Annotated in this window: 30 protein-coding genes; 12 read left to right on the top strand and 18 right to left on the bottom strand. The window is 53.8% G+C overall.

Annotated features, from left to right (window positions below; all coding sequences use genetic code 11):
- Positions 1-114 precede the first annotated feature (114 nt).
- From ACGYLY_RS27170 to ACGYLY_RS27150, 5 genes are all read right to left on the bottom strand, one after another.
- Entirely contained in the window at positions 115-561 is a 447-nt protein-coding gene (locus ACGYLY_RS27170; RefSeq protein ID WP_395285873.1) for a hypothetical protein, read from the bottom strand.
- 252 nt (positions 562-813) lie between these two features.
- On the bottom strand, positions 814-1,053 hold the full coding sequence (locus ACGYLY_RS27165; RefSeq protein WP_395285874.1) for a hypothetical protein: 240 nt from the start codon (positions 1,051-1,053) through the stop codon (positions 814-816).
- 135 nt (positions 1,054-1,188) lie between these two features.
- On the bottom strand, positions 1,189-1,899 hold the full coding sequence (locus ACGYLY_RS27160) for a phosphoglycerol geranylgeranyltransferase (protein ID WP_395285875.1): 711 nt from the start codon (positions 1,897-1,899) through the stop codon (positions 1,189-1,191).
- A 57-nt stretch (positions 1,900-1,956) separates the two neighbouring features.
- Positions 1,957-2,406, bottom strand: coding sequence for a type II toxin-antitoxin system VapC family toxin (locus ACGYLY_RS27155; RefSeq protein WP_395285876.1), 450 nt, complete (start codon positions 2,404-2,406; stop codon positions 1,957-1,959).
- Entirely contained in the window at positions 2,403-2,732 is a 330-nt protein-coding gene (locus tag ACGYLY_RS27150) for an AbrB/MazE/SpoVT family DNA-binding domain-containing protein (RefSeq protein WP_395285877.1), read from the bottom strand. The genes ACGYLY_RS27155 and ACGYLY_RS27150 overlap by 4 nt, the downstream gene beginning before the upstream one ends.
- A gap of 292 nt (positions 2,733-3,024) precedes the next feature.
- Here ACGYLY_RS27150 and ACGYLY_RS27145 point away from each other — a divergent pair, with 292 nt between their 5' ends.
- From ACGYLY_RS27145 to ACGYLY_RS27135, 3 genes are all read left to right on the top strand, one after another.
- A complete protein-coding gene (locus tag ACGYLY_RS27145; RefSeq protein WP_395285878.1) occupies positions 3,025-3,501 on the top strand; it encodes a hypothetical protein in 477 nt (158 codons plus the stop codon).
- Between the two features lie 76 nt (positions 3,502-3,577).
- On the top strand, positions 3,578-3,946 hold the full coding sequence (locus ACGYLY_RS27140; protein WP_395285879.1) for a HalOD1 output domain-containing protein: 369 nt from the start codon (positions 3,578-3,580) through the stop codon (positions 3,944-3,946).
- A 249-nt stretch (positions 3,947-4,195) separates the two neighbouring features.
- Positions 4,196-4,552 (top strand): HalOD1 output domain-containing protein, encoded by a 357-nt coding sequence (locus ACGYLY_RS27135; RefSeq protein WP_395285880.1) that lies wholly within the window; start codon positions 4,196-4,198, stop codon positions 4,550-4,552.
- Between the two features lie 15 nt (positions 4,553-4,567).
- Here ACGYLY_RS27135 and ACGYLY_RS27130 read toward each other — a convergent pair whose 3' ends face one another.
- On the bottom strand, positions 4,568-4,759 hold the full coding sequence (locus ACGYLY_RS27130) for a hypothetical protein (protein ID WP_395285881.1): 192 nt from the start codon (positions 4,757-4,759) through the stop codon (positions 4,568-4,570).
- Between the two features lie 333 nt (positions 4,760-5,092).
- On the opposite strand from ACGYLY_RS27130, the gene ACGYLY_RS27125 reads away from it, so the two are divergent.
- Both ACGYLY_RS27125 and ACGYLY_RS27120 read left to right on the top strand, forming a co-directional pair.
- Positions 5,093-5,389: a HalOD1 output domain-containing protein gene (locus ACGYLY_RS27125; protein ID WP_395285882.1), complete on the top strand. Its 297-nt coding sequence runs from the start codon at positions 5,093-5,095 to the stop codon at positions 5,387-5,389.
- 165 nt (positions 5,390-5,554) lie between these two features.
- The gene (locus ACGYLY_RS27120; RefSeq protein ID WP_395285883.1) at positions 5,555-5,887 is read left to right on the top strand and encodes a hypothetical protein; all 333 of its coding nucleotides are present in this window, start codon (positions 5,555-5,557) and stop codon (positions 5,885-5,887) included.
- 65 nt (positions 5,888-5,952) lie between these two features.
- Here the strand turns inward: ACGYLY_RS27120 and ACGYLY_RS27115 are convergent, their stop codons facing one another.
- From ACGYLY_RS27115 to ACGYLY_RS27100, 4 genes are all read right to left on the bottom strand, one after another.
- Positions 5,953-6,261: a HalOD1 output domain-containing protein gene (locus ACGYLY_RS27115; protein WP_395285884.1), complete on the bottom strand. Its 309-nt coding sequence runs from the start codon at positions 6,259-6,261 to the stop codon at positions 5,953-5,955.
- 173 nt (positions 6,262-6,434) lie between these two features.
- Positions 6,435-6,803 carry a hypothetical protein gene (locus ACGYLY_RS27110; protein WP_395285885.1) on the bottom strand — a complete coding sequence of 123 codons (369 nt, stop codon included), beginning with the start codon at positions 6,801-6,803 and terminating at the stop codon, positions 6,435-6,437.
- A 685-nt stretch (positions 6,804-7,488) separates the two neighbouring features.
- Positions 7,489-7,866, bottom strand: a complete 378-nt coding sequence (locus ACGYLY_RS27105; RefSeq protein WP_395285886.1) for a HalOD1 output domain-containing protein — start codon at positions 7,864-7,866, stop codon at positions 7,489-7,491.
- Between the two features lie 1,150 nt (positions 7,867-9,016).
- Entirely contained in the window at positions 9,017-9,313 is a 297-nt protein-coding gene (locus ACGYLY_RS27100; RefSeq protein WP_395285887.1) for a HalOD1 output domain-containing protein, read from the bottom strand.
- Between the two features lie 663 nt (positions 9,314-9,976).
- On the opposite strand from ACGYLY_RS27100, the gene ACGYLY_RS27095 reads away from it, so the two are divergent.
- Together ACGYLY_RS27095 and ACGYLY_RS27090 are read left to right on the top strand one after the other, a co-directional pair.
- A complete protein-coding gene (locus tag ACGYLY_RS27095; protein ID WP_395285888.1) occupies positions 9,977-10,240 on the top strand; it encodes a HalOD1 output domain-containing protein in 264 nt (87 codons plus the stop codon).
- 359 nt (positions 10,241-10,599) lie between these two features.
- Positions 10,600-10,971 carry a hypothetical protein gene (locus ACGYLY_RS27090; protein WP_395285889.1) on the top strand — a complete coding sequence of 124 codons (372 nt, stop codon included), beginning with the start codon at positions 10,600-10,602 and terminating at the stop codon, positions 10,969-10,971.
- Between the two features lie 116 nt (positions 10,972-11,087).
- Here the strand turns inward: ACGYLY_RS27090 and ACGYLY_RS27085 are convergent, their stop codons facing one another.
- Entirely contained in the window at positions 11,088-11,429 is a 342-nt protein-coding gene (locus ACGYLY_RS27085; RefSeq protein WP_395285890.1) for an ArsR family transcriptional regulator, read from the bottom strand.
- On the opposite strand from ACGYLY_RS27085, the gene ACGYLY_RS27080 reads away from it, so the two are divergent.
- On the top strand, positions 11,401-11,604 hold the full coding sequence (locus ACGYLY_RS27080; RefSeq protein WP_395286020.1) for a hypothetical protein: 204 nt from the start codon (positions 11,401-11,403) through the stop codon (positions 11,602-11,604). The genes ACGYLY_RS27085 and ACGYLY_RS27080 overlap by 29 nt on opposite strands.
- Before the next feature lie 343 nt (positions 11,605-11,947).
- On the opposite strand, the gene ACGYLY_RS27075 is transcribed toward ACGYLY_RS27080, so the two are convergent.
- A complete protein-coding gene (locus ACGYLY_RS27075; RefSeq protein WP_395285891.1) occupies positions 11,948-17,503 on the bottom strand; it encodes a GAF domain-containing protein in 5,556 nt (1,851 codons plus the stop codon).
- Between the two features lie 119 nt (positions 17,504-17,622).
- On the opposite strand from ACGYLY_RS27075, the gene ACGYLY_RS27070 reads away from it, so the two are divergent.
- A complete protein-coding gene (locus tag ACGYLY_RS27070) occupies positions 17,623-18,024 on the top strand; it encodes a HalOD1 output domain-containing protein (RefSeq protein ID WP_395285892.1) in 402 nt (133 codons plus the stop codon).
- Between the two features lie 288 nt (positions 18,025-18,312).
- On the opposite strand, the gene ACGYLY_RS27065 is transcribed toward ACGYLY_RS27070, so the two are convergent.
- The 4 genes from ACGYLY_RS27065 to ACGYLY_RS27050 all read right to left on the bottom strand — a co-directional run bounded on the left by ACGYLY_RS27065 (position 18,313) and on the right by ACGYLY_RS27050 (position 20,297).
- Complete coding sequence (locus ACGYLY_RS27065; RefSeq protein WP_395291312.1) at positions 18,313-18,546, bottom strand: HalOD1 output domain-containing protein; 234 nt, start codon at positions 18,544-18,546, stop codon at positions 18,313-18,315.
- A gap of 247 nt (positions 18,547-18,793) precedes the next feature.
- A complete protein-coding gene (locus tag ACGYLY_RS27060) occupies positions 18,794-19,129 on the bottom strand; it encodes a hypothetical protein (RefSeq protein WP_395285894.1) in 336 nt (111 codons plus the stop codon).
- Between the two features lie 212 nt (positions 19,130-19,341).
- Positions 19,342-19,821: a hypothetical protein gene (locus tag ACGYLY_RS27055; protein ID WP_395285895.1), complete on the bottom strand. Its 480-nt coding sequence runs from the start codon at positions 19,819-19,821 to the stop codon at positions 19,342-19,344.
- Positions 19,822-20,000: 179 nt separating this feature from the next.
- Entirely contained in the window at positions 20,001-20,297 is a 297-nt protein-coding gene (locus ACGYLY_RS27050) for a HalOD1 output domain-containing protein (RefSeq protein WP_395285896.1), read from the bottom strand.
- 200 nt (positions 20,298-20,497) lie between these two features.
- On the opposite strand from ACGYLY_RS27050, the gene ACGYLY_RS27045 reads away from it, so the two are divergent.
- Both ACGYLY_RS27045 and ACGYLY_RS27040 read left to right on the top strand, forming a co-directional pair.
- Positions 20,498-21,277 (top strand): hypothetical protein, encoded by a 780-nt coding sequence (locus ACGYLY_RS27045; protein ID WP_395285897.1) that lies wholly within the window; start codon positions 20,498-20,500, stop codon positions 21,275-21,277.
- A 514-nt stretch (positions 21,278-21,791) separates the two neighbouring features.
- Entirely contained in the window at positions 21,792-22,067 is a 276-nt protein-coding gene (locus ACGYLY_RS27040; protein WP_395285898.1) for a HalOD1 output domain-containing protein, read from the top strand.
- A gap of 25 nt (positions 22,068-22,092) precedes the next feature.
- Here the strand turns inward: ACGYLY_RS27040 and ACGYLY_RS27035 are convergent, their stop codons facing one another.
- Positions 22,093-23,073 (bottom strand): succinylglutamate desuccinylase/aspartoacylase family protein, encoded by a 981-nt coding sequence (locus tag ACGYLY_RS27035; protein WP_395285899.1) that lies wholly within the window; start codon positions 23,071-23,073, stop codon positions 22,093-22,095.
- 229 nt (positions 23,074-23,302) lie between these two features.
- Between ACGYLY_RS27035 and ACGYLY_RS27030 the strand changes: the two genes are divergently transcribed.
- Positions 23,303-23,602, top strand: a complete 300-nt coding sequence (locus ACGYLY_RS27030; RefSeq protein ID WP_395285900.1) for a HalOD1 output domain-containing protein — start codon at positions 23,303-23,305, stop codon at positions 23,600-23,602.
- Between the two features lie 274 nt (positions 23,603-23,876).
- Here ACGYLY_RS27030 and ACGYLY_RS27025 read toward each other — a convergent pair whose 3' ends face one another.
- Positions 23,877-24,542 carry a helix-turn-helix domain-containing protein gene (locus tag ACGYLY_RS27025; RefSeq protein ID WP_395285901.1) on the bottom strand — a complete coding sequence of 222 codons (666 nt, stop codon included), beginning with the start codon at positions 24,540-24,542 and terminating at the stop codon, positions 23,877-23,879.
- Positions 24,543-25,023: the final 481 nt, after the last annotated feature.

Genomic DNA, 25,023 nt, shown 5'->3' with positions numbered 1-25,023 from the left:
GGCGAAAGTGGAGATAACCCACCTGTTGACACAAAAGACGCGGAATCTTGCGTTGCAGGTTACGGATCTCGTCAAGCTGGTTGAACAGGTGACCGAGCCGAGTGACTCCAGTGGCTATGCGCCAGGCATGAGCCTCTGGCCGATGCACGAGAACAGAACCGAGAAGGCTGAGAAGGCAACGAGAAGTCCCACCACCGCTGTAACTTCAGGGATTACTTCACCGCTGTGAAGAATGAACAGGTCAACAACGGCCGCGAGCACGACGACAGCGATGCCTGCCAGCCGAGTGAAAATACCCACCGACGACAGCCAGTGGTGCTCGGCTCGAAGCCATGCACGGAAGGTTCGTGCATTAGTTGTAAGTTCTCGGCTTTGGTACGTTATCCACCCGAACATCGGAATTCCGAGGACCACCATCAGAATGCCTGCGACGATGTCGCCCTCGAGTATCGTCAGAACTGCGCCAACTGGCATGGCTACTGTGATCAACGCGAATAGGGCAGTGATGACGTAGCCGCCGACCGGTTGGTTTACTCGTAGTTTACTGCTTGATGTACTCATAACGTAGAATGAATTATGTTGAATCAAGTATTAAACGTGAGGCCCATAGTGAAAGTGGAACAGACAGACTAACCCAGCACTCGGGAGCGACCTCACAATGTTCCAGTCAGAAAACTGGATTGCGAGATACACCAAATTTATCAGAGTACACCCAACAGATGGAACAGTCACTGGGTGGAACTTGATGACTGGTTGGTAAAAGGCCCGATTTAGTACATTATAATTCCATACCGGAGAAAGATATGATTCTGGTTACGGCCGAGACTTTCCGGGTACTGTCTCCCATACTCGCTCGGTTGCGACGTACTCACCATCCTGCTCTTCGATGTATCCTTCAGCAAGGGCCTCGGCTATCGAATCATCAATATCGCCGTCAAAGCGACCATGCTGGGTTGCAATCACGTCGATGTGATCGCGATCAATTGTCTCACGGTTCTGCCCACCTGTATTATGCTCGATTATCCGAGCTACGATTGCGGCATTCTCGCTCATAATGATACGTAGTGTCTGAACGTCGTTAAATCAGTGGGCGATATTGGTTAGTAGCACATACTAACCTGCGGCCGACTGCTTGTAGGCACACACTCCCGATCGATACAATCACCACTTCGATTCGAGAGCATAGGATTATGACTCGTGCTTCGCATCCCTTGCTCCCCGAACAGTTGCCTCAACCGCTTCGATACCAGCGTCGTGGAGCACATCGCCGACAACGACTGTATCTGGGACATTCGCCATTTCGTAGGCCGAGTCGTAGTCGTGAATCCCGCCCCCATAGAAGAGCTGCGCTGATGAGAGTGCATTCCGTGTGGCAGCGACAACTGCTGGATCACCGAGGGTGCCGGAATACTCGAGATAAACGATTTCCTGTCCGAGGATCTGTTCGGCGAGTTCAGCGTAGGCAACGACGTCATCCGTATCAAGGTCACAGTCCGCTTGCGTGTACGTGGCGACTGCCGACGCGGGATTTAGGACGATATACGCTTCCGGATGCACGGATTCCCACTCAAGATTAGATGAGCGAACCCATTCATGGTGTGCTCCTGTGATCCACATCGTGTCACCAGCATTCAGAACGATCGGGAGCAAGTAGCCAGAGAGTGCCTCGATATGAGGAATCGTTGGGCGATAGGTTGGCTCGACGAATATCGGGATCTCGGCATCAGAGAGTGCATCAAGAATCGGTTGAACACGGGCTTCGGTGACGTTCGTGGTGCCACCGATGATGATTGCGTCGGTCCCCGTGTCAGCAATGCTAGCGTAAGTATCCTCATCGTGGAGTGCTTTATCCGGGTCAACCTTCGTAATGTGGTCCCACTGTGCCCACGCAGCCGCCATACCTCAATGTAGTACGGAGATACGCAAACCGCTTTCCGTCTGTTCGTCTCCCACGTGTCACGCTGGCTCTGTCCGGATCCGTTCGACCGATACATCTACGACGAGCTCCGTGAAATCGTCGTCAGCACCGACCAGAAGCGTTGCATCTTCGGCAACCGCAAGCGCCACAGCATTTGCATCGCCGAGCGCGATCCCTCCCGCTCCTTTCACTTCAGCTGCCAGTGGCCACGACTCGGAGGGAGCACACAGGGTGACACCGCCGTCCACCAAGTCGCGCACGGCCTGTCGGCCGGTCGCCAGTGTCTCTTCTGTTGGCGTTCCTGATGGGGAGCCAGTTTCAAAGCGGGCGATTTTGTACATCAGTTCGGTCGCCGTGATTTCACTGACCGCTACGGCCTCTTCACCCATGTAGACATCCGTCAGGAGGTCGCGGACAGTCTCCCCGCCGGGTTCACCGTAGTAGTACGCAAGGAGAGGTTCCGTATCAAGAACGTAGCGATAGCTCATTCGTCGGTGGTCTCGTCTGTGTCGTCGGTAGCGACGTAGCGCTGGTAGTCACGCTGGTCGGCAGTATCCTCTGCCTGGCGCTCGGCTGCCTGCTCCTCTCGATGGTGCGCAATGACCTCGCCACGCTCGTAGTCTTCCCCCAGTGACCCGAAGCGTTCACTTGGTTTCGGGACTGGCTCGACGACGAGTTCGCCGTCTTCTTCGCGGAAGCGCACACGGCCTGGGATTTCGATGCCGTACTTCTCCCGGAGCGACTTGGGGATCGTCGCCTGGCCTTTGCGGCTGATACGGACGACGTGGTCGCCATTTTCACTCTTACTACTCATAGTTCTTTACTGAGTAGATAGTATGACTTCCAGAATATTAAAACATACGGTGAGAAGGGATTGAGCCCCAAGAACCGTCCACTGCCTCATGTTGCACTAAGCAGACGTGGAAACATCTGCTACCGAAAGAACAACACCGCTAGTCATTACTCGGTAACTCCAAATGGTCGCGTTTGGAACATGCCAGTACCCATGGATAGTACGATACAGCGATGAAGTGCGTATTTGTCCAATATGGTCGGGAAAACAGTGTCTACCGGAATTTTTTTCGTTTGACGCCTCAGCATTGACTATGGCGGGGAACGAGCCACCTCCCGACGAGTGGGAAACCCATTCCAGTCAGTCGGGCGAGGAAAGTGCCGCCGAGCGTGATCTCGACATCGATGTCTCGGAGACCATCCTCGAGTTACAACCCGTCTTCGAGGCGATTGCACATCCACGACGACGCTATCTCGTCTACACTCTTGCCGAAGAGACCGAATGGTCGCTTGATGAGCTTGCGACGAAGCTCGCTGCATGGGAGACCGACACCGTGGAGGCGAACATTGCGACGCTCACACGCCAGGAGATGTACACGTCGCTCTATCACAGCCACGTTCCGAAACTCGTGGATTTGGACGTGATCGAGTTTGATGACGATACCGAAACGATCACCCCAGGTCTGCATGCGATCCAGGTGTTGACCGCGTTGGAGGGCGCCGGTGGCAGTCTCGACACTCGGCAAGAAACGCATGCTCGCAGGGAGTTCGACCGGGAGGACACCCAATAACCCATGGCTGCCCAAAGAGGTATCACTCTCTCGGGCACAACAGTACGATAGGACACGTTCACACGGAGGACGACAGATGACCTCAAGTAATGACCACACGGATGATGGCACCAAACTTGCACCGGATGGAAACCGACCCGACGATCCCGACATGACGTTTGTGACACAGGCTCATTTCGAACGAGAGAGCCACCGCGATCTCACCACCGAAATCATCTTCGCGATCGCGGATGCCGCAGGCGTTGCTCCAGTAGATATCAAAGATCCCCCGTTATACGAGTGTGTGAATATTGCTGCGATTGAAGACGGCTTCTTCGGGCCGGAGGTCAACGGTCACTCACGGGATAGCGAGGGGAGTGTTTCCTTCCGATACAATCAGTATCACGTTGCGGTTGCCAGTGATGGGTGGATTACGGTGTCCGAGCCTGTTGCAGGCGGGGACTGACTCCCCTCTGCCGTTATCGTTTGCGTCAATGGTGGAAAAATATTCAAGTAGCATGGAGTGTCGTTCGAGTAGCGTTCTCTTCCTAGCCAGACCTTTATCTGAGGGGTGCATAGGGTCTCCGACGGAGAAGCAAGGACATACTGTGTATCTGTTTCCAGGTGGCGGAAACAAACCTTTCAGAAACAGTCTGGCTGTTTCACATGTTGTGTGTGGGGTACATTCTATAGTGAGTTCTTCTCTCACCCCACCATGACTGAGCACACACCCCCGTCGGACGATGATCACGAACAGCGAGACGATGACGTCTACCAGACAGAATTTGATCCCATTACAGACAGCGTCAGTGAAGAGTTGATCAGGGCTGTTGCGACATTGAATGACGCTGATCCCGCCGAACTCGCGCTCCTCGCAGAATTTGTCGATCCCGAAGCCCTTGATGCACTCTTCGGACCACGGGCTGCAGGTGACCCGCGTGAGGCGAAGGGACATGTGCTGTTCACGTACGATGCAGATCACGTCAAAGTCGACAGCAGCGGGCAGATTACGGTCCACCAGTCCGACTCAGAATCAGACAGACAACGTTCTCCAAGGGAAGAAGACGGATAGAACGTAGTTTGTGCGCTATTCGTCTGTGGTGAAGTGGATCTCGGTTGGTCGGAGTGTGGAGTCAGTCAGCTCAGCGAGGAGATTATCGTCAAGGTCTCGAATCGTACCTGTGATGTCGAAGGCAATCACATTCTCTTCGACACCGACGTCGAGCGTGTCAAGTTCGAGTTCCGGCTGTTCCTCCAAACGAACCACAAACTCTGCCATATGCTAGCAGATATGATGCCCCTGTATGAGGGTGCCGATGTGGAGCGTTCCCGGTAGAAATGGATACTGACGAGTTTGCAGTAGGAGCCAAACACGATTGTTGGACGGCACAGAAGAGTGCTTCACCGGAAATTGACGGGTTGTATTAAGAAGTGGTGAATGATACTAGATCGGAAACCACCTCAATTGATGAATGGTGCACGCAGATCATTGCGACCACATCATAGCGATCGATGTGCAAGATTCATGAATTGTGTTCAGTTCTATACGTTTTGAGAGAGTAGCTAGAGGCGTTTTGTTTGCAACCACCGAGTAAGCAGCAGGAGTGGAACGATGGGGGAAACAGAAGAATCAGAGGTGTACTATCCACACGAGGACCGATCACTGAGTCATGCGGTATTAAGCGCATTAGGGGAAGCACACGAGACCGCGATCACAGACGCCGAGTTTACCCTCTACGATCATATTGATCCCGACGCGCTCGATTCGTTATTCCAGGCGGATGCCGATGCAACGATTAGGGTTGCATTCACGATCGAAGACTATGTGGTGACAATTTGGGGCGACAAAGGGATTCATATTCATGTCCGAGATGGCGGCGAAGGTGTTCCCGAAGTCGATGACTCCTAACCCACTTGTTGCTTCTGGGATGAGTGATTCGTTTTCTCGACTTCATTGTCCCATGGTAACAATAGACAACCTTGAAGTGGGGTGCTGCTAGAGCATCTAATAGGGAAAACGAGGAGGACAGAGAGACAAAACACTTACCGCAGCGTCGATCACCCCGACAGTAGAATGCCCAGCTCTGATAACCATCATGCACCAACGCTTGCACTCGGAACGGCGTTTGAACTTCTTGCGAACCCGATGCGGCGGCAGGTGATTTATTATCTGCGCGAGCCTGACCAGCATGTTGCATCGGTTGACGAGCTAATCGAATGCGTGCATGCCGAGACCAGCGTCGTGAATTCACCCGAGCGGGTTCGAGCCAAACTTATCCATCGGCATCTTCCCAAACTGGCTGATCATGGGGTTATTGAATTCGATTCCCGAAGTGGAACCGTTCGCTATCGTGATGGGCATCATCTCAACTCAGTTGTGGCATTCGCTGCAGAGCACGAACGATAAATAGAGCGGGTATCCACGTCTCTCAGAGTACATCCGTCTACTGGGTACGGTTCCCAACAGGATGATCAGTTATCATCGATTGGTAGTGTCTGGACATCACCAGTGCTTGTAGCAGTGACCTGATAGCCGCAATATTCGAACTCAATGCGGCCGCTTGTTCGTGACTGATGGTTGATTCGTGAGTCAAAGAGCCTGTCAAGCGCATCCGAATCAATCACCTCGTATAGTGGGGGAAGTGCACTTGGGGCAACGTCTTTCGCGGCAGCGACCTTTCTGACAATGGCGGTCGATAGTGAAACCGCTTCGCCACCATCTGTGAGCCGCGGGTGAGTTGGCTGGATGATACCTGATGGCAAGTCAGTGGAGTTGGTCATGGTGGGACACTCCTGGCAAAGCAGTGTATCTCAGAGTGTTCCGAGGTACCTGCTTTGGCAATTCTGGTGGTATTGGGCGCGCAGACTTAACGTATATGGCCCGGTAGTGATCCTATTCAGGTACTACCGGCGAATTTTGCGAAATTTGGCTCTCACGAGCCTGAATGCACTCTTTAGTCGAAATAGTCCCTTGCAGTCTCAAGCAACTGCATGGCATCGGATGTCATCTCGGTTGCGGTGATGAGATCGCGGTCTGTCCGCTCGATCAGCTCGGCATCGGTCAGGAGTGGTAAGTGACGATGTCTGAGTACAATGGCGAGCTGCTGGCGTTCAGAGTACGTTTGCTGGTCTATCGCATCGATTACGGCTGCTGCGATATCGGCAACTGGCTGTGGGTCGGCCGCGGACTCCAGATACCGTAGTACGTGACGACGATACGGATGGTTCACTGCCCGCAAAACTATATCGAGGTCTGACCGGTGTGGTACGGTTGTTGCTGGCTGATTCGTGTCGTCGTCTGATGGGTGGTAGCGTCCTGACATTAGGAAAGTTACGTGGTGGCAATTGGCATGACTGTCCGCGTATTTGGTGTTGGCCAATTGACAAAGGTCTTTTCTAGTAGTATTGAACCAGTATTTTCATACGAGAAGAATATCCCGCTATCGAAATGCAGCTCGGATGGGAGAAAGCTGCTACCGGTGTATTAGAGAGATAGCGCCCTTTTTATTGATTTACGGGGTGGTGTTTATCGAGGTCGAGATCAGAGTACCGAGCGAGTCGGCAATCGGGATACTCACACTCAGTATAGCAGCGAATCGCAGCTCGTTGGCTTGGTACCTGGAGTACACAGACCCATTCAGCGGGTGTAATTCGTCCGAATAGAACGGTGATTTCCGAGTCACAGAGTCGGGCTCTAAAACAGTCGAGAGCAGAAACCGCTTTCATGTCTGTCTCCCACTGCACCTTATACCGAACGCGGTCAGCACAGACGGTCTGTTTCGAAATTGCACGAAGTGCTGGAGTAGTATTGAGCTGATTGGCGAGCCGGTCACGATCGGCACCATACGCCCAGAATTGCGGAAGGAGACCTGTCTCGGAGGTGCCGAGGGTGGCAAATTCGAGATACGCGTCCAACTCCTGGAGCCGAGGATACAAGAGATTAACATCCTCAGCGGGGAATATGAGTCGGTAGACGCGACACATGCGCTAGTTGCTCTCGAGTGCCAGTCACAAGTATCGACTGGCCGCGTCCTGAAACGAGCTGTCTGACCGTGGTAGGAAGGCGCCACTACAAGCGGATACGATCTTCTCATACGGGCTAGATGGCGGCTTGATCGTAACTGTGCGATCCGCACGGACCGTTACAGTGCATCCGGCGTACTGAAACACTACTTCGCCGGTAGTCCGCGATGTCCCGTTCATCGTATTTGCGAACAGGTTTTCAAGAGCATCAGGGTCGATGACTTCGTACAAAGGGGGCAATTTCTCGCGTGGTATGTCTGTCTGGGCGATGATTGCCTCTGTGATTGTGAGACTCAGTGGTGGATTGTCGAACGACTGTGGCGGTGGTGTGGATTCGGATGTCGCAGTCGGTGTCTCTGGCATGGGTTCTCCTGAAGGACGGAAGGTAACATTCCCGATGAGGAATGAGATTCCAACAGTCACTTTCCGTACTCTATCGCTCTCACTATCTCTCTATACATAGCTCCTTTGGGTAATGTCGTTAGCGTATTCCTGTTCAGATCGGGCTAAAACCAACGAAAACGAGCAATTCGGTATCTTTCACCAGCGAGGAATTGCTTACTGAAACAGCTCTCAAATAGTATCCATTGGTTATATAATGATTCTCCGCATAGGTTATGCTACAGGACACACTGATGCGTTCAATTCCTAACAGGGGAACGGACAACATGTGGGACGGATGAACTGTACCACATGTCCGCGTGAATGGATCCACACGCGGTTGCATGGTCGTCCGTGTCAGAAGGAGTCTGGAGGAATGAATCCATGTCAGATACCAATCGACACTCTAACGGCCCAGACGACGGTGCACCACCAACGAAACCACCGACAGCCACTCGTCCAGTAGCGTCCATCTCTGTCGAATCATTGTGTACTCTCCTTGCAGATCCACGAGTACGGGCTGTTTTGCGAGCGTTTGAACGATCCAGTGAATCCACACTCGACCAGTCGACAGTGGTCGATGCCCTCGTTTCAGAGTCGCCACACGCTCGTGAGGAGGTGAGAATTCAGTTACGGCATCTCCTCGTGCCGAAACTTACCGATGTTGGTGTTTTTGAGCACGAAGCCGAGACGGCTCAAATACAGTATCATCCAGAACCACGGCTATCCAGTCTGCTTGTGCATGCACACAAAGATTCGAGGTCGATCCAAAATCAGCTCTTCGGGGCACTTGGACATCTACAGCGGCGGACAATTCTCTCGGGATTGGTCAATGCTAACGACGCATGTGCACTGACGTCTCTCTCACTCGTGCTCATGGGTGACGAAGAAGATCGAGTCCCCGCTGAAGATTCCGGTCAGGAATTCCAGCGAGCACGGACTGTCCTCGTTCACAAGCATCTTCCTCACCTTGTTACGCGTGATCTCGTTACCTATCAAGAGGAGTCCGAGATGGTTGCACTGACGACAACGCCAGCTGCACGACGGCTTCCGGAGTATCTGGCCACGCTTGACGTCATAGAAATTGAATGAGGGGTGTTGCTGTTCAACGGTCACGACCCGTTGACATGATTTACTCCTCTTTGTCCCCGTTCTCGTCCGCGAGGACACGCGCGTAGAGCCCGTCGTTTTCCCAGATTTCGAGCGTGGCCCCGTCGATCTCGAGCACAACGGAATCGATTGTGGCCGGCCGATGAGTGAATAAATCGTCGAGGGCATCGGGGTCGACGTGATCGTAGAGCCTGAAGTCTGGTGACTGCAGGTCAATCCCGTCGTGATCGGCCAGTACGTCAAGTGCGATGTCACACGCAGTTGGGCTGTCCCGACCGCCTGATGCCTCAGGCCCGCCGTTCGAATCTGAAGAGTTCATGCTTTCTCACGGGTCCTAACGCACGTTGTACGGCTCTGTAGGCCACAATAAAGACACTGGCTAAGATAATCGCTTGGATGAATATCTGAGTTCATCGAAGTAGATCATGATGCAGATCTCCAAATACACGATCTGTCTCTACAGAGTGGTTACCAACCATGAACGCAATCAGAACGGCACCATGTGCGGCACTGATGCCACTGTTTGTCGTGAGAACGGCGAGAAATGGTTACTGCCCGGCACTCGCCTCAACTCGGAGAGGTCCACTGCACTCACTACAGCTGTACTGCTCGGGATTGTGGACGGGTTTCGAGCATCGAGATCGGGCAATCCGACCATCACAGTCCTCGTAGACAACGGGAATCGGTCTATCGGGGCGAACGTTGCTCCGTGGCAGGGATCATGTCGAAGGTACCCGAGTTCCACTGCCGCTTATACACCGAATAGTCAATCGAGGTTGCTCACAATAATACGGTGACTCATACACCCATATTTTGCACTACGCAGTTGTGGACACATCCGATCTCGAGTGACAGACTGCAGTTGAGAAATCTTGGCGCTACCGACAGAGTGTGCCGCCAGTATCGGATCTAAAGTACTCTTCTTCCATGCTAGCATACGCCTCCCCAAAGACTATTTCCTCACCATCCATTCGCAGAGGATATGCCCAGTACCCCACAGTCACATGCAAAGCCGTCTCTCCAAACGTCGCCACCAACCGCCCAATCAATCACCGCAGCGGTAGTCGCGGCCGTGACCGAGGCCAACGGCACGAAACCAGCGACTCCTCTCTACGAGGCGATTGATCCCGATGCCCTCGAAGGGCTTTATCAGCATGGCTCACCAGAAGTGAGCTTTGAGTATATTGGGTATCGTGTTACAATCGGTTCTGATCGAACGGTTTCTGTTTCTAACGTGGATTCCTAGCGGTCACTGATCGCAAGAGACGACTGGTAACCTCGTTCTGTCAGATATAGTTGGGATCGAAATGAACGTGCGTAGTTTGAAGTTAGTATAGTATACTAATGTGTGGTCATGGTCTGATGTTCTTTTAAGTGACAGAGAATCAGTCACCGACGGCTTGCGAAAACAAGGACAAACTAGACGAGTAAAACTATGACATAAGTTATCTTAATGCTCAGAAAACTATTTATAGCTTATTGGCGTCTACTACAGCGTAGCAACCAGCCGCTTATCGATAGTATTCCATCGCATAGTACTCAGCGATAGCGCGGTTCTAGAGTATGCGGCGACGTGGTGCTGCACTTCACCACCGAATGATCACCATGACAAGTGAGAACAATCCATTTGACACGGACAACAATGATCCGACCAGCACTCAACTCACGCGGGTACTCAAAGCACTCAAAGATCCACTTCGACGTGAAACGCTTCGAGAACTTGCTGACCGAGAGGAGGACACGATCTCTGTCGATGCGCTCTGTCGCACGTTCGGAACGGAGTCACAAGCGTTCGAAGGAACGGAATATGAGGGATGGGAGGTTGAGTCACTACGAACGGAGTTGATCCATACACATCTGCCGTATCTGGAAGATCGAAAAGTGATCGAGTACGATGCACGGTCGGAGATGATCCGCTATCGGAGCCATTCGACCATTGAAACTGTTCTCGAATCAGTGGACGATGTACAGCACTGACAGGGGTTTCTCTTGAGACCAGAAGAGGCTCATCCGCTTCCCCGAGACAAAGAGTCGCCATATACGATGCCAATTAAGAATACGGATGAAAGAAACAATGGATCGCCGTGGCGGACTTAGAGCCACTCATCGGGAAGTTCGTCGGCATGATTGTGCATCAATTCGAGAAGGGGCCGAATCTCCTCAAAGCGTGGTCCCTTGCGCACCGTGTTCGTCGCCCGATCCCACTCGATGAACCCTGCATCTTCCAGTTTCGGCAGGTGGGTATGCGTCATTTGGATCTGGAGCGATTCCAGGTCTTCGCCCTCGAACTCAACGTCGGCTGGAATCTGTGGATCGTCGTCATCCTGTGGATTATGTTCTAACAACGCGACAAGCAGTCGTCGACGGTATTTGTTTGCGATCGCGTCTAACACGCTATCTAAGGACGTGGGCGATGGAGTCGAGGGTTCAGTCATAGTTGGAATGGTTTCGATTGTATTTCTCGGGTGGTTCAGTGCTCTTGTCTACGGAAACAGTGGTAGCCAGTGGTTCGACGTGTGCAGCGAGTTCATCGACAGAGACCGGCCCATCGTTTTGGAAGAGGTGGAGCAGAATCTGTCGGTTGGGACGCTGACTGAGGAGAGTGAGTAACTCAGCTAACGCCACAGTGTCGTCTGAAGCGGAAGCCTGGCTCGACGATGAGTAACTGCGTGAATCGTTTCGAGACCCATCAGAGTCCATATCTACAATTCGTCACGCAGTTAAGAAAGAATCATCGCGCAGGAATGCGAACACACGGCAGAAAATTTCGAACCATTGCGACTCAGCGACAGAAACCCATCACACACAGCGACTATGTCGGTACCGGCAGTGGCTACATCTCGACCAGATGGGGAACGAGTGGGACGTATGAAATGTAAATATGAGAATCACCGGTCGCAATAATGTGAATAGACAGCCCGGCAGATAAGAAGGTGCTTATAGTACTTCGTGTTTAGTCGAACACGACCTCCAAGAGCCTGCGTTCAGCACCGCGAAGGTGATAATTGAAGGTTGACTGCGAGAGGTCCAGCGCTGTGGAAAGTTCATTGCCGGTTTGGAGTCGAGGTGATTCGAAAAATCCACTGCGATAGGCCAACTGGAGAATCTCCTGCTGGCGATCGGTAAGTCGCTCGGTGAATGCCGTCTGAAGCGTGTGAGTCGTGTCAGGCGATCGAGTGCGTGTTCGTCGAGCAAGTAGTTCAAGATCGGGAATTGCCTGCTGTCCCGTCTCAACGAAGCTACGGATATCAACCGACGTGGGGACGTCGAGGACAAGCGTTGCGGTCCCATTATCGATCGTGAGCGAGCGCGTCATTGCATCTCGGTCGAGGAACCACGAGGTAAGCGTCGATTCAGAGAGTCGCGCCTTGAACAAGCTCCCGTCTTCACGCTCGGAGAGACAGATCAGCTCTTCGATGGCGAGTGACTGTTCACCAGCAGTCACCAATGCGTCGGTCGAGATGTCCGTTGCAGTGAAAAACACAGTTATCTCACCGTCTGCTCCCGGTACGAGACCCGTAATCTCCATCACACACCCTGTTTGCTGGGCGAGCTGGCACAGGGGTGTGTCCGCTGCTGTCGAGCGGAGTGTGAGTTCGACGACGCGATTCATGTGATGGGCTTCTCTCGTCTCAACGGCATGAATCGCATTGGCGATTGTCCGGCCGAGTTCGGCCAGCACATCGATATCGCGCTCGTCGTGCTGGGGGGTTCCTCTATAGACGGTCACGATGCCGTAAATGAAGTCATCATACACGAGTGGAAGACTAACACACGAGCGCGCACCCAGATCAAGTGCGATCTCACGCCATAGGGAGGCTTGTGCATCGGTCGCAATGTCGTTCACGAGCTGTATGTCCCTCGTTTCAATCGCAGCTGTGAACGGATTCCCGTTAGACATCGGCCCGTCAACCTCCGTCGTAAGGGCGTCCAACGAACGACTGTCGACGCCCGCCCACGCACGTGGTTCAACCGTGTTGTGGCTCGCATCGAATTCACCGACCCACGCGAATTCAAAGAGTTCGGAGTGAGCCAAGCGCTCGCAGACCGCCTCGTCGATCGCCTCGACTGTCTCGGCCTCCACGAGCGCCTGGTCGATCGTCCGAATGAGCGTATTAAGGCTGTCCAGATGCGACAATTCGGTGTTCCGGCGAGCCAACGTTTGTTCGCTCTCGGCGCGGTCCCAGGCGGTTTCAACGGTCGAGGCGATCATCTCGATGAGGTCGAGGAGTCGTTCGTCGAACGTCTCGGAGTGAACCGAGCCGACACAGATGACGCCGTGTCGTCCCAACGGCACGAACATCCGACTTCCCAGTCCGGACGGCCACGGTTCACCGTCGGCAATATCGAGCGCGTTCTCGACATCGATCTCGTCACCGATGAACGTCTGCCAGATCTGCTCGCGAGACACCTCCGCCAGGCGAACGGCACTCAGATCCGTCGCAGGGGCTGCATGCTCGGAGTGTAATTCGATGTCACCAGTTTGTTTGTCGTACCGCCAGAGCGCCGCGTACTCGACATCGAGGATGTCGACGACGAGGTCAGCCACCTGATCACTGATCGTCGCGGGGTCGGCGTCGATCAGTTTGCGGCTCACCTCGTTGAGTCGTTCGAGCGACTGATTGGATTGGGTCAGCGCCCGTTCGGCGCGAGCGCGCTCCACCACCGTCCAGGTACGGTCTGCTACTTCCTCTATCAGTGAGATTTCGGCGTCGCTCCAGTCGTGCGGGTCACTGTGAACGGCGTACAACGCCCAGTCAACGCCTTCCTCGTCAGTCCGGATCGGCGCGCCGATCCAGGCACCGAAATCGAGTTCGAGGAGTGCCTGCCGTTCGGCCTCGGGGAGTGTCGAATCGCTCGCGACGTCGTGGTAGACAGGCGTCTCCGTCCCGATCTGTTGAATTGCTTCGGGGAAGGCCGAGAACGGGTACAGGCCGCTGACCGGGTCGAGGCTGGAAGAATGGTACTCCGGTCCGACCAGCGCCTCTTCCGCGTCGGCATCGAACCGAACGAAGTAGGCCCTGTCGAGACCTAGCTCCTCAGCGAGCAGCCGCGCACAGGCCTCCCCGATCTCCTCCTCAGTGGTGAGTGTGTGTAACTGGTCGCTGAGTTCGAGCAGGAACTGTTCGTGCTGCTCGCGGCGCTTGCGCTCGGTGATGTCGTCGTACAGCGCGGCGATTACGTCCCCCTCGCGGGGGAACATATGCACGTCGTACCACCGGTCGTTCGCGGGGACGTAGGTCTCGACACGCTCGGGTTCGCCCGTCTCGGCGACTCCCCGGCACTGCTCGAAGAGGGACTCGTCTTGCCCAGGGAACACCTCTGTCAAGAGCCGCCCTTCCGAGTCGGCCCGACTGACTCCGGTCAGCGCTTCGAAGGCCTCGTTCAGCTCGAGATACCGTAGATCACTGACCGTCCCGTCGGCGTCACGAACGAGTTCACACAGGGCGAACCCTTCGTCTATCTCCTCAAACAGCGAGCGGTACTTCTCCTCGCTCTCCTCGAGGGCCTCGTAGGCCGCCCGCTGCTGCATGAGGTCGGCGACCTGCCGGGAGATCACGTCCAGCAAGTGGAGGTCTCGCTCGGATGGCTCGTGCGTGTCCGCCCAGTGAGTCGAGAGCATGCCGAGGAGTTCTCCACTTCGCGAGACCAGCGGCGTGGTCTGCACCGATCGGATCCCGGCCCGGTCGAACGCCTCGAGGTCCTCGCCGTCTTCGATGAACTCGCACGACTGGACGTCCGGCACGACGACGCGCTCCTCCGTTTGCAGCGCTCTCCCACAACTGCTCGACGTTTCGACGTCGACCCGGTCCCAGTGCGCGATCATCTCTCCCGAGAATCCACGGTGGACGAACATGTCGAGTTCGTGTGCCTGGGAGTCGAGTCGCTGTATCGTCCCGAACTCGGCGTCCACGAGGTCCATACTGGCTTCGAGGACCGACTCGTACAGGGGCGCTCCGTCGTCGTCTTGCTGGATCGCCTGGGTGCTGACCTCCTGTAGCCGCTTCATGGCGTCCAGTTCGGCAGCGAGGTCCTGCTCGGCCTGTGCCCGCTCGACGGCCTCCCACGTCCGTTCGGCGGCCTCCTCCAGTAATATCCGCTCGTTGTCGGTCCATTGGCGTGGCTCGGCCATGGCCGCTGGGAACGCCCAGATGACTTCGTGTTCTCCCTTCCGTAGCGGTACAGACAGCAGGGCGACGATGTTCAGCCCGGCGTGCAACTCCTTCTCCGAATCGGAAAAGCGCGGGTCGTCGGCCAGATTCGGGATCTGAATCGTCTGCGTAGCGAGCCGTCGCATCACCTCCTGGGAGTCCGAGATCTGGAACGTGCCGGACATCGGCTGCAGGTTCGAGCGGAAACGCTCCGGGCCGACCCGGGCAACTCCCTCCTCCTCGGACACCTTGGCGATCCAGCAGCGGTCGACATCCAGCTGCTCGGCGAGCATCTCGACGGCCGTCTCTTCGATCGACTCCGCATCGGGCTGTGCCCGCAGGGCATCGCTGAACCGGAGCAGGAACTCCTGCCGTTCCTCGCGCTGTTTCTGTTCGGTGATGTCGATACCAGTCCCGAAAACGCGAACCGCCCGCCGGTCGTCCTCGTCTTCCTCGAAGAACACCTCACCGTTCGTGAGCACCCACCGTTCGCCCCCGTCGGGACGCCTCGCTCTGAACTCGAACTCGTAGTCCCCGTCAGACGCGGACTCGAACACCGCCTCTAGCTGGTCGTTGACTGATTCGAGGTCGTCCGGATGGATGCGCTCTTCGAGCAACTTCGCGCCGACGATGGTCTCGTGTTCGTCGTAGCCGAACAGCTCGTTTATTCGCTTGTTTCCGCTCACCAGATCCGTCTCGAGGTCCCACTCGAAGACGGCGATGTTCGCGATGTCGGTCGCGAGTCGAAGTCGCTTTTCGTTCTCACGCAACGCTGCTTCGGTCTCCTTTTGTTCAGTGATGTCCTCGATGAGAACCGCGACCTGCCGACTGTCTGATCCGCCATACGGGAACACGCGAACGTCGAACCACCCGTCGATGAGTGGTTCGCCGGTCGTCTCGACCCGCTGGGACTCGCCCGTCCGAGCGACCTCGGCACAGACGTCGAACCCGGGGAAGTCGCCATCCACATCCAGATCGGACCAACGGGCACCGACCACGTCGGTCACCCCGGTCAGTTCCTCGAACGCGGGATTGGCCTCCACGAAGCGGTAGTCATCCGGCTCGCTCCGCCCACCGACCGTGCCGTCTGTCGTCGAGGCTTCGTCAGCGGCTTCGCCCTCCTCGGGCAGTTCGACGATGCAAAAGGCTTCTTGCATGGACTCGCTGAGCGAGTCGAACAGCGTGCGATAGCGTTCCTCGCTCTCGCGGAGCTCTTCTATGGCCTGTTCGCGTTCGATCTCGGCCTGCTTTCGATCGGTGATATCGAAACTGACACCACGGAGGACTGTCGGATCGTCCGCGGACGCTCGGCCGCGCCAGGAAATCCAGCGAGGCGTGTCGACTCCTTCGAGTTCGACCTCGTCTTGAATCTCTTCACCCGGCTCGAACGAGAACTCCATCGTGTCCTCGGCCTGGTCTGTGCCCTCGTCTGATTCCTTCACCAAGAACTGCTCGACTGGAACTGGCTCGTCTGTCGGTGGCAAGTCGAATAGCGACAGCATCGTGTCGTCGCCGTCCACCGTTCGGGCCTCGAGATCCCACTCCCAGGTCCCCATCTCCGCAGCATTCAGGGCGACCTCTAACTGCTCTTTGGACTCACGGAGAGCTGTCTCGACTTGTACCCGGTCGGTGATATCGACAGAGATGTTGAACACGCCACCAACCGAGCCATCCGCGAGCGGGATCGGGTTGAAACTGGAATCCCACCAGACGTCTTCTATCGCGTCACCACGTTCGATTGGGAGGTATTGGTCTTCGACTCGAACTGGTCCCTCTCCAGCCATGACCTGCTCGTGCATCGGACCAAGAAACTCCCACGCTTCCGGAAACACGTCGCGAGCGGGCCGTCCGAGCGCGTTTGGGTGTTTCTTTCCGATCTGTTCTCGTGCGGCGTCGTTGTAGAGCAGCACAAGATCTTCGCCCCAGTAGATCCCGATGGCCTCGTCCGCACCCAGCATGAGGTCAACCGCCACCCGCAATTCAGTGGGCCACTCCGCCATCGGGCCGAGTGACGTCTCGACCCAGTCAAATTCGCGGATGCACTCGGTCATCTCGCTGTCGGAGAGGAATACGGGCGACTGTCCATCACGAAGTGAAACGGGGGCAGTCAGATCCGACACGCCACCGTTTTGTTGGATGGCATCGTCGACAGGTCGCCAAAAGACCCGGCCCTTCGCGCCGACCTTCTTGGTGTTGATAGCGTCGTCCTCAACAAGCGCGTTGAGTTTGTTGTATATCGTCCGGTCCGTGCAATCGAATTCCTCTGCAACCTCGGGTGTTGTGAATGGTGTGCCGGGGGGTCCAAGAGTGTTGAACACTTTGAGGACAGTAGCGGGTGAGGGTGCCGATGAACTCATAACGTCGTGTTAGCGTGGGGCAAGCAAAAGGATTCGGTCAACCGAAGCAGACAGGTCATGATCCAAAAAACGATTTAACCGACGGTGACGAAGCTACTCACGATCAGGGTGGCACAGTCATGCTGCTCTTTTGGCGCGAGACGAATTCGGAAATAGCTCTCGCCTCAAAGGAACTCACCATAGCAGCGAACCTGTTCAAGGAACAAAGGGAAATGACGGACGACGAGGATGAGTCACTGCCGGACGGGTTCGAAGATGTGTTTCACACACGCTTTTCGAGAGATGAACCGCCGAGTGAGGCAATTGTGCGAGCACTTGCAGTAGCCGAGGGGGTTGTCCCAACGGAGCTTGCGTTACTGTATGAGTCGATTGATCCGGAAGCGCTCGATGCATTGTTCGGGACACCGATAATCGGGCAGGAAGATGGGGGTATGACAGTCGAGTTTTCTGTCTCGGGTCATCGCGTGATCATCAGAGGTGACGGGAGCATCACGATTCTCGTGAAGACAGAGAAAGAGTAATTGGAAACGGTGGTACCTCGTTCACTCTATTTTCAACGTCTTCGATACTCGCAAAGTGCAGAAATTGGATCTAGGAATCGTCTAGTCTCCTGATTAGACGAAGAATGTTTCACTGAGGGAGGCGACTTCCGGATTCCACTGTCACTTATACCGTAAGGAAGCAGGCAACCGCCTCAAATCAAGCAAATTCAAAGAGTACACGATTTAATCTGCAAAAACCAAATCAAGGTCATAATTACACCAGCCGTATTTGTTGTATCGTTCCGATGTATTCACCTACCCAGGTAATCAGTGGTCGCCAAGCAGTGTTGCTTGAACAGCACCCGTCTCCGTGACAACGACTTGGCAGCCACTATACTCGAAGATCACACGGCCATTGGCCCGGACCGTCCCATCCATCAATGGGTCGAATAGCAAATCAAGGGCTTCCGGGTCGATTACCTCGTACAGCGGTCTGAGGTCGCTTGGGGCCACGTCTTTCTCGGCGGCGACGTGCCGAACAATCGTTGTCGACAAGGACACGGTGGCACCGCCGTCAGGGAGTGTTGGGTGGGCGGGCTGAACCGTTTGGGATGGTGAATCAGTTGAGTTGGTCATAACGGATACACCTGACAAAGTAGTGCATCTCATTGTGGCTTGAGGCACTAACTTTGGTGAATCCGTAGGTAGTGAGTGTGGGTAGTTAACGTATGTGGCTCATTGATGACCCCACTTAACCAATTCTGGCAAATATTGCAATTATGAACCACGTCGAAGCAAAATTAGGTACTCACTCGAAATACTCAGCCGCAGTCTCAAACACTGCCACAGCATCCGATGTCGTCGCAGTCGGGGCAACGAGGTTACGGTGTGTCCACTCGATCAGCTCTGCGTCGTTGAGGCGAGGCAAATGGCGATGGATAAGTGCGAGAGCGAGCTGCTGGCGATCGCTGGGCGATTGCTGGTCCATTCTCTCATTCACAGCAGCAGCGATATCTGCAACGGGTTGGGGTTCCGTTACCTGAACAAGATATTGCAAAGTATGACGACGGTATGGGTGATTCACTGCTCGTAACAGCACGTCGAGTTCTGATCGCGATGGAGGAGCTACTTCTGGCTGGTTCATCTTGTCGTCTGATGGCTGGTGACGTCCGGACATTGTTGGCTGTTGTGTGGTAACGATTGGCAATACTATCCGTCCGTACTGTATTGTCCAATTGACAAAGTTCTTTTCTAGTATTATTGAACCGGAATTTCTGTAAGTTACGAATGTTCAATCTTCGAAAAAGTGTGCAGGCGGAGAGAATCCTACACTAACGAATGAGACGATCCTTCTCTTCACCGTTGTTCGAGCGGCTCGTCTGCAAACTCGAGATCAGTCCGCTGGGCAAGTTGACATTCCGAAAATCCACACTCGGTATAACAGCGAATGACCGCTTCCTGGGTTGGAAACTGGCAGAGGAAGATCCACTGAGCGGATGTGATTCGACCGAACAAGAGAGTGGCTTCCACGTCATCGAGGAGGAAATTGAGACGCTCAAGATGGGTCACTGCCTCGGCATGTGAATCCCAATCGATGGCATAGCGCACCCGATCAGGGCACACTGCCTGTTGCGTGACTGTCCGAACGGCTGGGGTCGTGCTGAGCTGCTCGGCGACCTGATCGCGATTGGTGCCATATGCCCAGCACTGTGGAAGAAAGCCCGTGTCAGGTGTGCCAAGTGAGGTGAACTCGAGATGAAGATTCACCGCTTCGAGGCGAGGATGGACGAGGTTTACCTCCTCAGCGGGAACTGTAAGTCGATACACGAGACTCATTTGCTAGGCACTCTCAATCTCGAGTGCGAAATATCGATTGGCTATTTGATTATGAAAAGAGTCAACCGGTGGTTCGATCAGTAGTCATGAACACGTAAAGGGCACCGTCTTTGTGGGCGTGAAAAGAGGATTGTCACCGTCGTCTGTGTGTTTTTGGGTCGTTGTTCTCGGTGACGAGTTCAGAGAGGTGGTGGCGGTGGGGGTGCAGCGTTCTTATCTTCGACGTGGATGTGGATCCAGCCATCGCCATGGATGATGATTAGGAGGTCGCCTGCGCTGAACATCGCCGCGACACGCTCGTCAGCGTGCGGGTGGAATAGCTGGTCGAGAGCATCCGGATTGACGTGGTCGTAGAGCCGGAATTCACCCTTCTGTAAGTCCTTCTCTGTCTGGTGATTGATGGCATCGAGGACAGCATCACTCAATGGACGAGTATCGTCTGGTGCGTAGACCTCTGTGTCGGTGCGGTCGCTCATTGTTTACCTCCATCTGATTCCCCACCAAGGATGTGCTCCGCTCTTATGGCTAATCCATCGAAAAGCCATTCTTGTGTCGTCTTTCTCTGATTGCAGTCGGATGGTCCGAAACATTCCAACGATAAGAATAGAGTACGTAACTAGAGCCCTCAGTATTGAGCCTCTGAACCTATATCCAGTTGAGCAGGTAGTGGCGAAGGATGGAGGCGCAAACACACAGAAACGGGCGGACAACGGATGCACCGATCTTTGCTGCGCTCGAAAAAAGCCGACGACGATCGATCCTCGAACTGCTGATCGACGAGGATACACCACACTTCGAACGAGACCTTGCGACTGCTGTTACCGCGATGGAACGAGATATTCCAGTAGCAGACGTGCCATCTGAAGCGACTCGGAGCGTCCATCTCGATCTCCACCATGACCATTTACCCATATTAGAAGACTGCGGATTCGTTACCATTGAACCGGATAAGAGACGAATCACACCGACGGACCATATTGCATTCACAGATCCGCGGTTCCGGCAAGTGCTTTCCTTAGAGGGAGAACAAGTAGATAGCGTAATTGCTGGGTTGGCGAACAAGCGCCGACGGCTTCTTCTCGCAATTCTCAGAGACCGGCAAGAACCGATATCGCACACAGCCCTTGCCCGGAAAATCACCCAGCGAGAACGCGGCGAATCGGAACGTGCGAAAGCGGTGGTCGATGACATCACTCTCGCATTGAAGCACACGCATCTCCCCTTGCTTGGAAATGCTGATATCATCGAGTATAATCGCGAAGCCGACCGTGTCGCCTACACTGAGTCTCCCACGCTTGAACACATCGTGACGATTTTCCATGAACCAAAGCACGACGTTCTCAGGAAGGTAGATAGATTCTTCGGTGGGTTAGTTACCTCGTACAGGCACGCAACCAAGAGTCCAAGCGAGCCATTTAGCTGGCCCGCCTCATGGAGAGAACCGTATCATGGCTAGACCACTGGTATTGTGGTTATTCATTCTTGCAAATACGCTGTTATTCATCACGAGTAGTATACTGCTCTTGCTGAGTTCATTCGCCTATTATCGGTACCCACGAAGTGTCTCATATCGATATTCAACGATTGGGTTCGGATTCATCGTCCTTGGTGGGCTTGTCCCTCCAGTGTATCGCCTTTTTATCCACAGTAGCTACCGCTTAAACGTTACCGAGCGATTGCTTCTCCAATCGGGAGAAGGAATTTTGTTGGCGATCGGGCTCGGATTACTCTTCTATGCAATCACGCGTCACGACTCACGCTCGCCAGGGAGAGATAACTACTCAAGGGCATTCGAGACGAATCTTTCGGAGATTGATGATTACCGCTACAATCGGTGAGTGGGCTCTCCTCTTACCATAGACGCTTGCGAAGCTGGAAATTCGCCGCTGGTGCTAACAGTCGCCTGGAGTGGCACCTTGAGCCAGGAACTGTTTATTGTCTCTCGCCGAGGAATCAGTTGGCGAAGAGATATGGAAGGCAATCCCGAACGGCGAAAATACTATCCAGGCGATCCGGAGACGTCGCTGAGTGAGGCCGTCATTGAAGCGCTCGAAGCCCATGACAATGCGTCGGTGTCTGCAGATGAATTTATTCTTGAAGAGCAAATCAACCCCGATGCGATCGATTTGCTCTTTGAGGATACGACAGATGTCACGATCTCCGTCCAAATTCATTTGACCAATGTGACTATCGGTATCTGGAGTGACGGAGGAATCGACATTCGTGTCGCAGATAAAATGGAATGAAAGAGAGGAGACGAGCTATAGCGGGCTATTCTTGGGAGTCATATGGCTCGGCAATGTTAGCCAACGTTTCGCCCATGATGATTGTCGCTTCCTGAGTCAGCACGTATAGAATCCCATTTCGGTCTGCACGAATCGTCTGGAGTGGCTCGTATGTGGTTGGATCGTACAATGTACCGAGGAGCATGCCGCTTTCGACTGTTGACCCAACGGTCAGGTCTGGATTCGAGCGAAACAGTCCGGAATCAGACGCGACGATTCGGCCGAGATGGTTCCGAGCAAGTGTTTGTGGGCCGGTATCGACCGACGATTCATCGAGAATGTCGAGATGCCGAAGAACATTTAGAATTCCAGTCACTCCGATTTCGACGGCATCTTCAACGATTTGTTCACTGTAGGCGAGTTCGGGTGTGATGCTTGGTATCCCCTCTTCTACAGCAGCGACCCGGAGTTTTCCGCCGAAACTTCGTCGGTGCCACTCTTCGTTAGCCGCCGCGTGTGCTCGTTCAGTGATCAGAAGTCCCGTGCCGAATACACGCCCAAGCTCTAGCGACTCAGCATGCCCTTCGAGTGCAACGACATGGGGAAGCATATCGGGACTTCCTGTATGAAGGTCGATGATGATGTCTGCTTGGCGAGCATGTTCCCAGAGGCGGGCTGCCATTCGTTCGTGGACACTCCCATTTTTATCGCCTGGCCAGACCCGATTCATATTCGGATTGATCGGATCTAGTTGCTCGGGTGTGATATACGAAACATGGTCAAATGTGATTGGATCAGCGACCGGTATAGCAATTACTGTTCCAGCGAGGTCAGTATCGACAATCTGGTTGTGAAGACGGCGAAGGACTTCTGCACCATTGACTTCGCGTCCATGTTGTGCGGCTTGGAGATAGACAGTCGGCCCATTCTCGGAGCCAGTGTACGTGTGTACTAGTGTTTCGATTTCTGTGCCTGATGGCAACCGGGCAAGTGTTTCGCGCGTCGCTGTGTGTGTAGTGTCCCCCATGATTGTCTGTCTCAGGCGTGGAAGCAGCAACTCCCTTTCGGCTCTCATCTACTTTTACAAGTCTGCGTGAACCACTATTTGGTTAGCACGAGTCAAACGGACATCGTTCTAGAATCAGTTTCTCAACAACGGAGTGGTTCTCTTCGTGAATAATCATAGATCTCTGCCCGCTCTATACGGCTAATTCAGGCACTGTGTTTACAGTTAATGAGCGCCTTAGGAAGATGCTATGACTGAAAAAAGCGATACAGGGCCCGGGAGTGGAGATGCATTCGTTTATCGGCAGCTCACGCCCACGAAGGAGGATGTCCAAGTAGATATTGCCGAAGTGGTAGCGGAGTTAAAGGGAGTTCGTATAGAGGATCTCACGCCGGTGTATTCGGCTGTTGATCACCTCATTGAAACATTGTTTTCTCCGGAACTGCCACCAGAAGCACAGGCAATCATCGATTTTACCTATGAAGAGTATCGGATCGAAATTAATCAAGACGGAGTGGGGATGTTTATGAGAATGAATCCGCACAAATAATATTCACTACCAGTATTAATTTCCGACATTGAATGTATTCACAATCGGTTGAATAGGACTATCAACGCCGTCAAGACTTCGTTGGTTGCTGGATTCACGCTCTTCGTGAGGAACGTTATACTACCGATCGAATGGAAGTTCACAGTAGACAGATATATTCGATCGATTCCCCATCTGATGGTTGATGCGTTCCAACGAGCGTATTCGTAGCTGTGTCTGTCTCATGGTTATACTCCATCACCTTTCGGTTCGAGTTGCGCAGACATAGATGCCATCAGAGTTCGGGTGTTTCTCGGCCAGCAATGAGCATCTGCTCGACGAGTTGGCGGTGTCCACGTCGAAGTCGTTCGGAAATCGCTTGGTGAGAAACCCCGAATTCAGTTGCAAGTTCATCTGCAGTTGTTGTTCGGGGGATTGCGTAGTACCCTTGCAGATAGGCGCGCCGGAGCGTTTCGTGTTGTCCGTCGGTGAGTCCAACTGGTCTCTGGTGAGGCTCTGGAAATTCCTTTAGCGAAGTGATCTCAAGCGAGAGTCCACTGTTCTCGCATTCAGCAAAATAGTCTGAAATATCGTTGTGTTCTGCGAAAAAGATCCGGAATGTCCACTGGCCATTTTCCCCGACAGCCGTCAACACTGTTCCCTGTTTTTCAACGATCCTGTGTACCAATGGTTCGATCCGGGAGTCCCAGTCGAGGTGATAGAGCAACTCGGTCTGACTCGCCAAAATGAACTGAAAACCTGTAACGCTTTCATCAGCGGCAAATGCGCGGTTGACCTGCTCGCGATTCGGCGAGCCAACCCACAGAAAGGCGGTTCTCGGACGATCGTCAGCGATCACAACGGGTTTGATTTCAAAAGTCGTATCGGGCAGTGCCTGAAACGAATGAGCAAGTGCAAAGTCGCCTGCTTCCAATTGGATTTCAACGAGTGTTCCCCCCATAGGATATCTACACTGCACACCCTCCTAATTCTTCAGATAATTAAATTCTCTGCCAAGCTATTATGAAGGTGGAGGTGATTCACGGAGGTCATTAGATTGCGTGGTGCTATTTTATTACTGTATAAATGTCGAACCTGAGAACAAAGATTCTCTTAAGAATAGTGACTTACCAGATTCCACTGCCGCTTATACTGCCCACAGGAAGTCAATCGCCGAAATCGGGTGATTTTGAGAAATCGACCTCGCCGCTGTCGCACTTTCTATTTTGGTTATTAAACCAATCACGCACCGTGAAATGCGTCGAAATTCTAGAAAGCAGACTGTTTATCGCCGATTGTTCGGTAGCGGCCAATCAAGACGGCTACAGCCCGTGACAGAATATACGAATATGAGCAATAGGATCAGATTGGTGTAAAAATCACGGGAATAAGTAGGCAATCGCGGCAAACACGATGAATGCAACCACCGCACCACCGCTAAG

The sequence above is a fragment of the Haladaptatus sp. CMAA 1909 genome (assembly GCF_043952005.1).
Classification (GTDB): Archaea; Halobacteriota; Halobacteria; order Halobacteriales; family Haladaptataceae; genus Haladaptatus.
Note: the sequence above shows the minus strand (reverse complement) of the source record. Positions and strands in the feature narration are given on the sequence as shown.

Bases quoted from the DNA above. Each gene is read 5' to 3' on its own strand.
- ACGYLY_RS27170 (WP_395285873.1), bottom strand. From the start codon at position 561: ATGAGTACATCAAGCAGTAAACTACGAGTAAACCAACCGGTCGGCGGC.
- ACGYLY_RS27165 (WP_395285874.1), bottom strand. From the start codon at position 1,053: ATGAGCGAGAATGCCGCAATCGTAGCTCGGATAATCGAGCATAATACA.
- ACGYLY_RS27160 (WP_395285875.1), bottom strand. From the start codon at position 1,899: ATGGCGGCTGCGTGGGCACAGTGGGACCACATTACGAAGGTTGACCCG.
- ACGYLY_RS27155 (WP_395285876.1), bottom strand. From the start codon at position 2,406: ATGAGCTATCGCTACGTTCTTGATACGGAACCTCTCCTTGCGTACTAC.
- ACGYLY_RS27150 (WP_395285877.1), bottom strand. From the start codon at position 2,732: ATGAGTAGTAAGAGTGAAAATGGCGACCACGTCGTCCGTATCAGCCGC.
- ACGYLY_RS27145 (WP_395285878.1), top strand. From the start codon at position 3,025: ATGGCGGGGAACGAGCCACCTCCCGACGAGTGGGAAACCCATTCCAGT.
- ACGYLY_RS27140 (WP_395285879.1), top strand. From the start codon at position 3,578: ATGACCTCAAGTAATGACCACACGGATGATGGCACCAAACTTGCACCG.
- ACGYLY_RS27135 (WP_395285880.1), top strand. From the start codon at position 4,196: ATGACTGAGCACACACCCCCGTCGGACGATGATCACGAACAGCGAGAC.
- ACGYLY_RS27130 (WP_395285881.1), bottom strand. From the start codon at position 4,759: ATGGCAGAGTTTGTGGTTCGTTTGGAGGAACAGCCGGAACTCGAACTT.
- ACGYLY_RS27125 (WP_395285882.1), top strand. From the start codon at position 5,093: ATGGGGGAAACAGAAGAATCAGAGGTGTACTATCCACACGAGGACCGA.
- ACGYLY_RS27120 (WP_395285883.1), top strand. From the start codon at position 5,555: ATGCCCAGCTCTGATAACCATCATGCACCAACGCTTGCACTCGGAACG.
- ACGYLY_RS27115 (WP_395285884.1), bottom strand. From the start codon at position 6,261: ATGACCAACTCCACTGACTTGCCATCAGGTATCATCCAGCCAACTCAC.
- ACGYLY_RS27110 (WP_395285885.1), bottom strand. From the start codon at position 6,803: ATGTCAGGACGCTACCACCCATCAGACGACGACACGAATCAGCCAGCA.
- ACGYLY_RS27105 (WP_395285886.1), bottom strand. From the start codon at position 7,866: ATGCCAGAGACACCGACTGCGACATCCGAATCCACACCACCGCCACAG.
- ACGYLY_RS27100 (WP_395285887.1), bottom strand. From the start codon at position 9,313: ATGAACTCTTCAGATTCGAACGGCGGGCCTGAGGCATCAGGCGGTCGG.
- ACGYLY_RS27095 (WP_395285888.1), top strand. From the start codon at position 9,977: ATGCCCAGTACCCCACAGTCACATGCAAAGCCGTCTCTCCAAACGTCG.
- ACGYLY_RS27090 (WP_395285889.1), top strand. From the start codon at position 10,600: ATGACAAGTGAGAACAATCCATTTGACACGGACAACAATGATCCGACC.
- ACGYLY_RS27085 (WP_395285890.1), bottom strand. From the start codon at position 11,429: ATGACTGAACCCTCGACTCCATCGCCCACGTCCTTAGATAGCGTGTTA.
- ACGYLY_RS27075 (WP_395285891.1), bottom strand. From the start codon at position 17,503: ATGAGTTCATCGGCACCCTCACCCGCTACTGTCCTCAAAGTGTTCAAC.
- ACGYLY_RS27070 (WP_395285892.1), top strand. From the start codon at position 17,623: ATGCTGCTCTTTTGGCGCGAGACGAATTCGGAAATAGCTCTCGCCTCA.
- ACGYLY_RS27060 (WP_395285894.1), bottom strand. From the start codon at position 19,129: ATGAACCAGCCAGAAGTAGCTCCTCCATCGCGATCAGAACTCGACGTG.
- ACGYLY_RS27055 (WP_395285895.1), bottom strand. From the start codon at position 19,821: ATGAGTCTCGTGTATCGACTTACAGTTCCCGCTGAGGAGGTAAACCTC.
- ACGYLY_RS27050 (WP_395285896.1), bottom strand. From the start codon at position 20,297: ATGAGCGACCGCACCGACACAGAGGTCTACGCACCAGACGATACTCGT.
- ACGYLY_RS27045 (WP_395285897.1), top strand. From the start codon at position 20,498: ATGGAGGCGCAAACACACAGAAACGGGCGGACAACGGATGCACCGATC.
- ACGYLY_RS27040 (WP_395285898.1), top strand. From the start codon at position 21,792: ATGGAAGGCAATCCCGAACGGCGAAAATACTATCCAGGCGATCCGGAG.
- ACGYLY_RS27035 (WP_395285899.1), bottom strand. From the start codon at position 23,073: ATGGGGGACACTACACACACAGCGACGCGCGAAACACTTGCCCGGTTG.
- ACGYLY_RS27030 (WP_395285900.1), top strand. From the start codon at position 23,303: ATGACTGAAAAAAGCGATACAGGGCCCGGGAGTGGAGATGCATTCGTT.
- ACGYLY_RS27025 (WP_395285901.1), bottom strand. From the start codon at position 24,542: ATGGGGGGAACACTCGTTGAAATCCAATTGGAAGCAGGCGACTTTGCA.